The sequence below is a fragment of the Micromonospora sp. AMSO31t genome (assembly GCF_008868175.1).
GTDB lineage: Bacteria > Actinomycetota > Actinomycetes > Mycobacteriales > Micromonosporaceae > Micromonospora.
The window spans coordinates 21,315-32,729 of the sequence record NZ_WBKT01000058.1 but is presented as its reverse complement, the minus strand read 5'-3'; the positions used below and the strand labels follow the sequence as shown (position 1 = coordinate 32,729).

Below are 11,415 nucleotides of genomic sequence, written 5' to 3'. Positions count from 1 at the left end.
GGCTCGCGGCGGTGGCGCAGTTCGATCGGGAGGACGGCCAGGGCGACCAGCACACCGATCGCGCCCGTGACCGCGAACCCCCAGGCCGGCGCCGAGGCGTCGATCACCGCGCCGGCCAGCGGCGCGCCGAGTGCGATGCCGACGGTGACGGCCGAGCCGTGCAGGCCCATGGCCTCGCCGCGGACCCCGGCCGGGGCGAGCCGGCTCACCGCGTCCGAGGTCGAGGCGATGGAGGGCGCGCAGAGCGCGCCGGCCGGGACGAGCGCCAGGCAGAGCAGCCACCAGTGCGACCCGCCCAGCCCGACCGGGATGGTGGCCAGGCTCAGCGCGGCCACCAGGGCCAGCGGGGAGAGGGAGCGGGTGACCGCCCCGTACGCGAAGCCGCCCACCAGCGAGGCGACCGCCCACATGGCCAGGACGGCGCCCGTCCAGCCGACCTCGCCGCCCTCGCGCAGCACGGCGACCACCGCGACGTCGGTGCCGCCGAGCACCAGGGTGGCGGCCAGGCTGACCGCCAGCACGGCGAGCAGCCGGGGGGTGACCCACTCCCGGCGGGGCACCTTGCGGGCCGGGCCGACCGGCTCGTCGGCGGCGCGGGTGGGCGGGTCGAGCAGCCAGAAGCAGATGCCGGAGGCGACGATCCCGGCGCCGACCGCCCACATGGTGAGCCGGGGCGACACGGCGGCGGCCATGGCCACGGCCAGCGCGGGGCCGACCATGAAGGAGAGCTCCACCGACATCGAGTCGAGGGCGTACGCGGGGCGGCGCCGCTCGGCGGGCACCAGCGCGGCGACGGACTGCCGGACCACCGAGAAGACCGGCAGCGCGAACAGCCCGGCCAGGAACGCGGTGGGCAGCAGCACCGGGTACGACAGGGTCGGCGCGCTGGCCCAGAAGACGCCCTCGGCGATCGTGGTGAGGAGCAGCACCGGGCGCAGGCCGCGCCGGTCGACCAGCCGGCCGAGCAGCGGGGAGCCGAGCGCGGCCCCGACGGTGGAGGCGGCGCCGACCAGCCCCGCCGCGCCGTAGCCGCGACCGAGGTCGAGCACGACGTGGAAGGTGAGCGTCACGCCGGTCGCGGTGAGCGGGATGCGCGCCAGCACCGAGATCAGCAGCAACGACCGGAGACCGGGCAGGGCGAGCGCCTCCCGGTAAGGCTTCAAATTCACGACGGTCCGTACCTCCGGCCGCAATCCTGGGCCGGGGGTACGACAGCCGCAACCGATTACCTGCTCAAGCGGCCCTGATCACAGGTTCACCGACCGTCGTGACCCCGGCGCCGTCTAAGGCCCGCAGCGCCACGTCCAGCGTGTCGGGCGCGACGGCGGCGGTCAGGTCCAGCAGCACCGTGGTCACGAAGCCCTCCCGGGCCGCGTCGAGCGCGGTGGCCCGGACGCAGTGGTCGGTGGCGATGCCGACCACGTCGACCCGGTCCACGTCGTGCCGGCGCAGCCAGTCGGCCAGGCACTCGCCGTCGTCGGCGTGCCCCTCGAAGCCCGAGTACGCGGCCGCGTGCTCGCCCTTGTGGAAGATCGCCTCCACCCGTCCGGTGGCCAGGTCGGGGTGGAACTCGGAGCCGGCGGTGCCCACCACGCAGTGCCGGGGCCAGGAGTCGACGTAGTCCGGCGGGTCGCCGAAGTGGGCGCCCGGGTCGATGTGGAAGTCCTTCGTCGCGACCACGTGGTCCCAGCGTTCCGGCTCGGCGGCGAGCAGCCGGGTGATGCCGGCGGCGACCCCCGCCCCACCGGTCACGGCCAGGGAGCCGCCCTCGCAGAAGTCGTTCTGCACGTCCACGATGATCAAGGCGTTGGCCATGTCGGTCCTCTCAGCTCGCGGGTACGACGGTCACCGGGACGGCCGGGTCGCCGCCGGAGAGCTTGAGCCCCTCCCACGGGATGGAGATCAGGCACTCCCGCAGGTGCTCCCGGGACTCGTCGAGAGTGGGCAGCGCCACCGCCTCGCCCTCGACGACGAACGAACGCTGGAGCAGACGGTCGTTGGGCTGCCGGTCCGGCACGCCCTGCGGCACGATGACCTCCTCGGTGGCGGTGCCGGTCGGCTTGTGCCGGCGGACGGCCACCTTCCGGCCGCCGATGGTGGCCTTGTGCTCGGAGCGCTTGACCACCGGGCGCCCCTCCACCTCGACCAGCTTGTAGACCAGGCCGGCGGTGGGTGCGCCCGAACCGGTCACCACGGCGGTGCCGGCGCCGTACATGTCGACGGGCTCGGCGGCGAGGGAGGCGATGGCGTACTCGTCGAGGTCGCCGGAGACAATGATCTTCGTCTCGGTGGCGCCGAGCGAGTCGAGCAGTTCGCGGGACTGCTGGGCGATGACCGCCAGGTCGCCCGAGTCGATCCGGACCGCGCGCAGCTCCGGCCCGGCCACCGCGATGGCGTTGCGGATGCCCTGGCTGATGTCGTAGGTGTCGACCAGCAGCGTGGTGTCCTTGCCCAGCGTGGCGACCTGCGAGGCGAACGCCGCCTGCTCGTCGTCGTGCAGCAGGGTGAACGCGTGCGCGGCGGTGCCGGCCGTGGGGATGCCGTAGCGCTGGCCGGCGGCCAGGTTGGAGGTGAACCGGAACCCGGCCAGGTACGCGGCCCGGGCGGCGGCCACCGCCGCCTCCTCGTGCGCCCGGCGGGAGCCCATCTCGATCAGCGCCCGGCCGCGGGCGGCCGTGACCATCCGGGCCGCCGCGGCGGCCACCGCGGAGTCGTGGTTGAGCACCGACAGCGCCAGCGTCTCCAGCACCACGCACTCGGCGAAGGTGCCGGAGACGGTGAGGATCGGGGAGCCGGGGAAGAACAGCTCGCCCTCGGCGTACCCGTCGACGTCGCCGGTGAAGCGGTAGTCGGCCAGCCACCGGGCGGCCCGGTCGTCCACCACGCCGGTGCGGCGCAGGAAGTCGATCTCCGCGGGGTCGAACCGGAAGTCGCGGATCAGGTCGACCAGCCGGCCCGTCCCGGCGACCACGCCGTAGCGGCGGCCGGCCGGCAGCCGCCGGCTGAACACCTCGAAGACGCAGCGACGGTCGGCCGTGCCGTCCCGCAGGGCGGCGCTGACCATGGTCAGCTCGTAGTGGTCGGTCAGCAGCGCGGGGCGAAGGGTGCTCACCGCCTCAGCCTAGAGTTCAGGCCGGATCCGTGCCGTCGTGGCCCGGCATCGACCGCAACGCGGCCCGCAGCTCGGCGCGGCCGGCCACCCCGAGCTTGCTGTAGACCCGCTGGAGGTGGTTCTCCACCGTGCGGGTGGACAGGAAGAGCCGCTCGGCGATGGTGCGGCTGGTCACGCCGTCGGCGGCGAGCCGGGCGATCTCCCACTCCCGCTCGCTCAGCGTCGGGCGGAGCAGCCGCAGCGCCGGCGTGGACACCTCGTCGCAGCGGCGGAGCAGCTCGGCGAGGCGCTCGCGGGCCGGGCCGGTCGCCCCGGGCCGGCCACCGCGCATCCGGTGCAGCGCCATGGCGGTCGCCTCGGCGGCGTAGACCGTCAGCTCCCGGGCGGCGAAGCCGTCGGCCACGGCGAGCAGGTCGTCGGGGCAACCGTCGACGGTGGCGCGAGCGTACCGGGCGACCAGCGGCGGCAGCACCCCGTCGACCTGCTCGGAGAGCTCGGTCAGGCGCTGCGCCACGGTCCGCCGGTCGCCGTCGGTGCAGGTCGGCCCGATCGACGCGCCGGCCTGGTCGAAGCGGACCAGGTCGAGCAGGACCAGCAGCTCGTGCCCGGCCAGGCCGTCCGCCCGCAGCCGGTCGGCGAGCGCGGTGAGGTGCTTGGTGGCCGCCGGCAGGTCGCCGACCGCCGCGTGCACCGCGCCCCGGGCCTGCTCCAGCCAGGGGTAGAGCACCGCCATCCCGGGCGCGTGGGTGCGGTCCGCCTCGGCCATCGCCTCGGCCGCGTGCGTGCCGTCGCCGCGCAGCGCCGCCGCCTGGGCGCGCTCGGCGTGCGCCAGGCCGGCGTAGACCCGGCTGGTGGCGAGCACGGCGCAGGCGCCGAGGCTGGTCTTCAGCGCCTCGTCGCCGCGCCCGCGCAGCCGCGCCGCGTACGCCTGGAGGATGGCCAGGTAGCCGGTGCCGAGCCGGAAGTCCCCGGCGCCGGCCAGGTCGGCGAACTCGTCGGCGACGATCGCGTCGATGCCGGCCAGGTCGCCGGAGAGCGCGAGCCGGGTGCCCCGGGCCAGCTCCATGGCGAGTTGGAGGTAGGGCATGTCGCCCCGCCAGCACGCCGCCTCGGCCTGCACCCGGGCGATCGCGGTGGCGCTGCGCACGTACTGCCCCTGCGCGGCCTGGAGGTGCGCGAGGGTGCACCGGGCCAGTTCGCGCGCGGCCATCGGGGCCGCCGGCCGGTCCAGCACGGCCTGGGCCAGCCGGACCGCGGTGTCGGTGTCCAGCCGGTGCAGCCGCATGATCGCCTCGAAGGCGCGGACCCGAGCCTGGTCGGCGGCGTCGGTCAGCTCGGCGCCGCGCGCGGCGATCTCCTCCACGGTGGATTCCCGGCTCAGCCCCCAGTAGCTGACCATGCCCCGGGCGGTCAGCCACCGGCCGCGCCGCCGGTCGTCCTGGATCGCCCCGGCGACCTGGTCGAGCACCTCGATGGCCTCGTCCGGCCGGTCGGCGAACATGAGGATCGTGGCGAGCAGCTCCGCGGCGTCCGAGCCGCCCTCGCCGTCCAGGGCCGCCCGGGCCAGCCGGGTGGCCAGCGGCACGTCGTACCGGCCGAAGGCCTGTGCGGCCGCGTCGAGCAGCAGGGCCGGGTCCTGCGCCGTGCCCGAGTCGAGCCGCCAGACGGCGACCCGGAGCAGGTCGTCGCGGCGCCGCTTGCCGACCCGTTCGAGCAGCCCGGCCAGGGTGGCCTGGAGCCGCCGGGTGCGGCTGACCGGGCAGTGCCGGCGCATCACCTCGCCGTAGAGCGGGTGGGCGAGGCGCACGTTGAGCCGCCGGTCGTCGCGCACCATGGAGATCAGGCCCCGCTCCTCGGCGACCTCCACGTCAGCCGGGTCCACCGCCTGCTCCAGCAGTTGCAGGCCGAGCGGCTCGCCGAACGCGACCAGCTCGACCACCGCGCGCACGCCGGGTGTGAGCTGGCCGATCCGGGTGTCGATCAGGTCGGTGAGGCTGGGCGCCAGCTCCAGCCGGCCGGTCCACTTCCAGATCCCGTACGTCTTGCTCAGCTCGTTGCCACCGGAGGCGGCCAGCACCAGCTCGCGCAGCAGCAGCGGGTTGCCGGCGGAGAGCCGGTGCAGCCGCTCCGAGGAGCCGGCGTCGACCGGACCGCCGAGGATCGCGGCGAGCAGCCCGGTGGTCTCGTTCGGGCCGAGCGGTCCCAGCTCGACCAGGTCGACCAGGTCGTCGGTCCACAAGGCGCGGATCGGCAGCGGGATCTGCTCGCCGTTGCGCAGCGTGCCGAGCACCGTGGCGTTCTCGGAGCGGGCGATGAGGTGCACCAGCGCCGCCGACGGCGGGTCGAGCAGGTGGGCGTCGTCGATCGCCAGCACGATCGGCCGGCCGGCGGCCTGCTCCTGGAGCACGTCGACCGCCCAGCGCAGGATGCCGGCGGGGGAGAGGCCCTGCGGCTGCGCGCTCGGCAGCACCTGGACCAGCCCGCCGAACGGCAGCGCGGCTGTCGTGGCGCTGGCCGCCACGGACCAGATGGCGTAGCGGTCGGGCGAGAGCGCGGCCACCCCCTCACGCAGCAACCGGCTCTTGCCCACCCCGGCATTGCCGCTGAAGAGCAGCCCGCGTCCCTCCGGACCGCCGACCGCCGACAACAGACGGTTGAGCTCATCCGTTCGGCCGACGAAGTCCCACCGACTCATCGGTGCAGCATATCGATGGTGTTCCGTCCGCGCGTAGACCGTCACGCAGCGAAGTTGAGTAATCTGTCGATTACTCGTGAGTATCGGATGTGTTCGGTGTCGGAATCGCGACAGCCGTAGTCTTCCCACATCGCCCTGTGACCAGGGAATTTCCACGCGACCGGACCGCTTCCGATCGCCACACCGGGAGGCCGCCTGATGAAGCCAGGTCCACTCCCCTCGGTCGACGTGCCCGAACCGGGCGGGCTGGCGGAGCCGCCCCGCTGCGCGCCGCTGCCGACCCGGCTCGGGGTGACCGAACCGGGGCCGGACGAGCCGCTGGGCGTCGTGGTCACCGGTCCGGCCGGCGCCGGCCGCCGCGAGCTGCTCGCCGGCCTGCTCGACCTGGATCCGGGGATGCTCGCCGTGCCCGCCGGCAGCCACCTCCTCGTGCACCACGCCAAGGCGGCCACCCGCGCCGCCTACGTGCCGGGCTACCGCCAGCCGCACTCCTACCGTGCCGACCCGCTCGCCGCCGGCCCGGCCCTCGCGCGCCCGCCGCGTCGGGTGGAGCTGAGCCTGCCGGACCCGCTGCTGCGCCACTTCTCCGTGCTCGACACGCCGGACACCGGCGCCCTCGGGGTGGCCGGCGGCCGGGTGCTGCTCGACGCGGCGGGCCGGGCCGGGTCCCTGCTCTTCGTGATCTCCGCCGACCAGGCGTTCAGCGCGGCCGAGCTGCACCTGCTGGCCGAGGTGGCGCGCACCCGGGTCGAGGTGTTCTTCGCCGTCACCCCCGGCGTGGCCGGCTGGGCGGCGCCGGCGGACGGCACGACGACGGAGGACACGGGGGCGTCCGGGTCGTCGGCCGGCCGGTCCGGCCCGCCCGGCCCCGCCGCCCGCCGGTACGACGCCGTGGAGGTCTCCGTCGCGGCGCACCGGGCCGCGCTGCTGGCCGCGGTGCCCGCGCTCGCCCAGGCCCGCTGGTTCCCGGTCCGCCAGGGCGAGCACTCCGTGCTGCGCCGCGCGCTGGTCGGCTGGGCCGCCGACGAGGGGCTGCGCCGGGCGAGCTCCCGCCCCCCGGAGCCGCCCGGCGCGCACGGGCGGGTGCCCGTGGTGGCCGGCTCCGAGCCGGCCGACCTCGCCGAGCGGATCGACCGCCAGGCCCGCTCCTGCGCCCAGCGGATCCGCCAGCACCTCGCTCTGGAGCTGGCCAACATCCACCTCCGCGTGGTGCAGGAGATCGTCTTCGGGGTCGGCTGCGCCGGCCTGCCGCAGCTGCTCGACCGCGAGATGGAGGCGCTGTCGCTGCTCGCCACCGCGCAGTGCGACGAGGCGGTCCGCGGCATCGTCGACGACGCGGCCGCCCGGGTCTTCGGCGCGCCGCTCGCCGAGGGCGTGCGCCGGCGGATCGTGCACGCGGTCCGCTGGGGTCTGGCCGACCACCCGGACGGCCGCGAGCTGGACCGCGTGCTCCTCGTCACGAGCACCGCCGGGGTGGCCGGGCTGGCCGGCACCGGCGCCCTCGACGCGCTCGCCGGCTATCCGGGCGCCGAGCGCGACGAGGCGCTTTCGCCCGTCGGGGTGGCCCTCAACGGCGGCTGCTGGCAGCACTGGCGGGCGCCCGGCAACGCCGACCCCAACGCGGCCCGCTCCTGGGCGCAGCGGGCACTGCGCGAGGTCGAGCTGGAGCTTTCCCGCCAGGTGTCCCGTCGCTTCGAGGTGATCCGTCTCTCGCTCAGCGCGGTCCTCACCGATGCTGTCGACCACGGCATCCTGCTCGCCTGAGGCCGGGGCCGCCGCACGGCCGGCGCGGTCGGCGTCCGCGGCCCGGGCGGGTGATCCCGACCGCCGCGCCGTTCCGGTTCATCGGTTCCCCGGATCCGGTGGCACGATGGGGGGCATGGCGGCTCCACAGGTTGCGCCGGTCGAGACGCCGGACACCGAAGAGGTGCCGGTCTCCGACCGGCCATGGGTGACCATCGTCTGGGACGATCCGGTCAACCTCATGACGTACGTGACCTGGGTGTTCCAGAAGCTCTTCGGATACAGCCGGGAGAAGGCCGAGCAGCTCATGCTGGATGTGCACCACAAGGGCAAGGCGGTCGTCTCCAGCGGCGCCCGGGAGCGGATGGAGCACGACGCGTCGCAACTGCACGCGTACGGCCTCTGGGCGACGGTGGACCGGTCATGAGCATGTTCCGCCGGCAGGGCGACCGCTACGTGGCCACCTTCGCGGTCGACGAGGTCCGGGTGCTGCGCAAGGTCGCCTCCGAGGTGGTCGGGCTGCTCACCGACGGCTTCGACCACGGCGACCCGGTCGTCGGCCGGCTCTTCCCCGAGGCCTACCCCGACGACGTGGCCGGCAGCGCCGAGTTCCGCCGCTACACCGAGGGCGACCTCAAGACCGCCAAGATCGACCAGGCCGGCGCCATTCTGGCCGCGCTGCCCGACGGCGAGGCCGGTGGCGAGGTGCGGCTCGACGCGGAGGCGGCCGAGGCGTGGCTGCGCGCGCTCAACGACGCCCGGCTGGCCATGGGCGTCCGGCTGGAGATCAAGGACGGCACCGACCTGGGCGAGGAACTGGACGAGGCGGTCGCCGAGGACCCCACCTCGTCGCGGGTGTTCCAGCTGTCGGTCTACGCGTACCTGGGTTATCTCCAGGAATCCCTGCTCAACGCCCTGATCGACTGAGTCGTGACGGCCGCCACCTCGCGGCCCGAGACGGCCAGGGGCTAGGCTTGGCGGCGTGCTGAGCATCGACCGGTCGATCATCGACGCGATCGTGGCCCACGCGCGTCGGGACCACCCGGACGAGGCGTGCGGCGTGGTCGCCGGTCCCGCCGGCAGCGACACCCCCACCCGGCACATCCCGATGGACAACGCCGCCCGCTCCATGACCTTCTACGAGTTCGACTCGATGGAGCAGTTGCGGGTATGGCGGGAGATGGACGACCGCGACGAGGAGCCGGTCGTCATCTACCACTCGCACACCGCGACGGAGGCCTACCCGTCCCGCACGGACGTGTCCTTCGCCGGGGAGCCGGGTGCGCACTACCTGCTCGTCTCGACCCGCGAGCCCGACACCGAGGAGATCCGCTCCTTCCGGATCGTCGACGGCGTGGTCACCGAGGAGCCGGTCGAGATCGTGGCTGCCGTGGACCCGCACGCCGTCCAGTCCTACATGTTCGGGCAGAGCCCGGCGACGGTCGACTACGAGTGTTCCGACCGCTGACCTTCCAGCGCCGGCACACCTTTCTTCTTCCCGTCACCTGGCACGACCCGAACAAGGAGCACGAGACATCATGGCCATCGAGGTTCGCATCCCCACCATCCTGCGCAGCTACACCGGCGGCGCGAAGGTCGTCGAGGGCAGCGGCGACACCCTGGGCGACCTGCTCGTCGACCTGGACTCCCGGCACGCCGGCCTGCGGGCCCGGCTGGTCACCGACGCCGGCGCCCTGCACCGGTTCGTCAACGTCTACGTCAACGACGAGGACGTACGCTTCCTCGGCGCGCTCGACGCCAAGCTGAACGACGGCGACAGCGTCACCATCCTGCCGGCCGTGGCCGGTGGCGCGTTCGGCTTCGCCGCCGCCGCGGCGATCGCCCAGCACAGTGCCGCCGCGGCCGCGGCCGCGATCGCCGGTCCCCGCGCGTCCGTCACCGCCCGCTGAGGGCGGTCGGCGGCATGGCGCGGTACGACAGCCTGCTCGACGCGAGCGGCGGCACGCCCCTGGTCGGGCTGCCGCGGCTCTCGCCGACGGTCCCCGACGGGGCGCCGCCGGTGCGCCTGTGGGCGAAGCTGGAGGACCGGAACCCGACCGGCAGCATCAAGGACCGGGCGGCCCTGTTCATGGTCCGCGCGGCCGAGGAGGCCGGCCGGCTCCGTCCCGGCGACACGATCCTGGAGCCGACCAGCGGCAACACCGGCATCTCGCTCGCCATGGTGGCCAAGCTGCGCGGCTACCGGCTGGTCTGCGTGATGCCGGAGAACGTCTCCACCGAGCGGGTCCAGCTGCTCCGGATGTACGGCGCCGAGATCATCTTCTCGCCGGCGGCGGGCGGCTCGAACCAGGCCGTCGCCACCGCCAAGGAGATCGCCGCCGAGCACCCCGACTGGGTGATGCTCTTCCAGTACGGCAACGAGGCGAACGCCCGGGCGCACTACGAGACGACCGGGCCGGAGCTGCTGCACGACCTGCCGACCATCACCCACTTCGTGGCCGGCCTGGGCACCACCGGCACCCTGATGGGCACGGGGCGCTACCTGCGGGAGAAGGTCGACGGCATCCAGGTCGTCGCCGCCGAGCCCCGCTACGGCGAGCTGGTCTACGGGCTGCGCAACATCGACGAGGGCTACGTGCCCGAGCTGTACGACGCCACCGTGCTCTCCCGGCGCTTCTCGGTGGGCACCCGGGACGCGGTGCTGCGTACCCGGCAGCTCGTCGAGGTGGAGGGGATCTTCGCCGGTTTCTCCACCGGGGCGATCCTGCACGCCGCCCTCGCGGTGGCGCACGAGGCGGTCCGTGACGGCCGCCGCGCCGACGTGGCCTTCGTGGTCGCCGACGGCGGCTGGAAGTACCTGTCGACCGGGGCGTACGGCGGCACCCTCGCGGACGCCGAGGACGCCCTGGAGGGGCAGCTCTGGGCCTGACGGCGCGACGGTCGGTTCGGTCTGCGCACGCCGCAGACCGAACCGACCGTTACCTCCCAGGACCGGATGTGTGCGGGTGTCACGTTGATGACAACTTCCGGCAGATGATTCTTGCCCGACCAGGCCGACGCGTAGGCTGCGCAGCGTGGCGAACGCGTCGGTAGTGATCATCGGCGGGGCGACCGCCGGCGTGTCGACTACCGAGCGTGAGATCGAGGCGACCGGATGCGACTGACCGTCCTGGGGTGCGCGGGCAGCTTCCCCGGGCCCGAGTCTCCCTGCTCCGCCTACCTGATGGAGGCCGACGGGTTCCGGCTCCTGATCGACTTCGGGGTGGGTTCGCTCTCCACGCTCCAGCGCTACGTCGGGCTGCACGCCCCCGACGCCATCCTCCTCACCCACCTGCACTGCGACCACATGTTCGACGCGGTGTCCTACGTGGTGGTGCGCCGGTACGCCCCGGACGGCCCGTACCCGCCCCTGCCGATGTACGCCCCCTCCGGCGCGCCGGACCGGCTGGCCAGCGCGTACGGGCAGGAGGAGGGCTCGGTGGAGGACGTGTACCAGTTCTACGGCCTGCAGCCGGGCACCTTCCCGATCGGCCCGTTCACCGTCACGGTCGACCGGATGAACCACCCGGTCGAGACGTACGGGGTGCGGCTGGAGCACGGCGGCCGGGTGTTCTGCTATTCGGCGGACACCGCACCCTGCGACGCGCTGCTGCGCCTCGCCCAGGGCGCCGACGTGTTCCTCTGCGAGGCCAGCTACATGGACGGGGTGGACAACCCACCGGACCTGCACCTGACCGGCCGGGAGGCCGGCGAGGCGGCCACCAAGGCGGGGGTGGGCCGGCTGCTGCTCACCCACCTCGTCCCCGCCTGGGGCAGTGAGTCGCACACCGTGGAGTCGGCGGCCGGGGCGTACACCGGGCCGCTCGAGGTGGTCCGCGCCGGCGCCTCGTACGACGTCTGACGG

General features: G+C 74.3%; 11 protein-coding genes. 7 read left to right on the top strand and 4 right to left on the bottom strand.

The window, feature by feature from the left end:
- From F8274_RS15445 to F8274_RS15430, 4 genes are all read right to left on the bottom strand, one after another.
- Positions 1-1,193, bottom strand: a 1,193-nt coding sequence (locus F8274_RS15445) for an MFS transporter (protein WP_151463086.1), incomplete at its 3' end; no start/stop codon positions are given.
- Between the two features lie 40 nt (positions 1,194-1,233).
- Positions 1,234-1,815 (bottom strand): isochorismatase family protein, encoded by a 582-nt coding sequence (locus F8274_RS15440; protein ID WP_151463085.1) that lies wholly within the window; start codon positions 1,813-1,815, stop codon positions 1,234-1,236.
- Between the two features lie 10 nt (positions 1,816-1,825).
- Positions 1,826-3,112, bottom strand: coding sequence for a nicotinate phosphoribosyltransferase (locus tag F8274_RS15435; protein ID WP_151463084.1), 1,287 nt, complete (start codon positions 3,110-3,112; stop codon positions 1,826-1,828).
- A gap of 16 nt (positions 3,113-3,128) precedes the next feature.
- Positions 3,129-5,807 (bottom strand): LuxR C-terminal-related transcriptional regulator, encoded by a 2,679-nt coding sequence (locus tag F8274_RS15430; RefSeq protein ID WP_151463083.1) that lies wholly within the window; start codon positions 5,805-5,807, stop codon positions 3,129-3,131.
- A gap of 198 nt (positions 5,808-6,005) precedes the next feature.
- On the opposite strand from F8274_RS15430, the gene F8274_RS15425 reads away from it, so the two are divergent.
- The 7 genes from F8274_RS15425 to F8274_RS15395 all read left to right on the top strand — a co-directional run bounded on the left by F8274_RS15425 (position 6,006) and on the right by F8274_RS15395 (position 11,412).
- Positions 6,006-7,571, top strand: a complete 1,566-nt coding sequence (locus F8274_RS15425; RefSeq protein WP_151463082.1) for a hypothetical protein — start codon at positions 6,006-6,008, stop codon at positions 7,569-7,571.
- 115 nt (positions 7,572-7,686) lie between these two features.
- Positions 7,687-7,977 (top strand): ATP-dependent Clp protease adapter ClpS, encoded by a 291-nt coding sequence (gene clpS, locus F8274_RS15420; protein ID WP_091269570.1) that lies wholly within the window; start codon positions 7,687-7,689, stop codon positions 7,975-7,977.
- The gene (locus tag F8274_RS15415; protein WP_151463081.1) at positions 7,974-8,477 is read left to right on the top strand and encodes a DUF2017 domain-containing protein; all 504 of its coding nucleotides are present in this window, start codon (positions 7,974-7,976) and stop codon (positions 8,475-8,477) included. Before clpS ends, F8274_RS15415 begins: the two co-directional genes overlap by 4 nt.
- Positions 8,478-8,532: 55 nt before the next feature.
- Positions 8,533-9,018: a Mov34/MPN/PAD-1 family protein gene (locus tag F8274_RS15410; RefSeq protein ID WP_151463080.1), complete on the top strand. Its 486-nt coding sequence runs from the start codon at positions 8,533-8,535 to the stop codon at positions 9,016-9,018.
- Positions 9,019-9,088: 70 nt separating this feature from the next.
- Complete coding sequence (locus F8274_RS15405) at positions 9,089-9,460, top strand: MoaD/ThiS family protein (RefSeq protein ID WP_151463079.1); 372 nt, start codon at positions 9,089-9,091, stop codon at positions 9,458-9,460.
- Between the two features lie 14 nt (positions 9,461-9,474).
- On the top strand, positions 9,475-10,440 hold the full coding sequence (locus F8274_RS15400) for a PLP-dependent cysteine synthase family protein (protein WP_151463078.1): 966 nt from the start codon (positions 9,475-9,477) through the stop codon (positions 10,438-10,440).
- Positions 10,441-10,665: 225 nt separating this feature from the next.
- A complete protein-coding gene (locus F8274_RS15395) occupies positions 10,666-11,412 on the top strand; it encodes an MBL fold metallo-hydrolase (RefSeq protein ID WP_151463077.1) in 747 nt (248 codons plus the stop codon).
- The last annotated feature ends 3 nt before the right edge of the window (positions 11,413-11,415 follow it).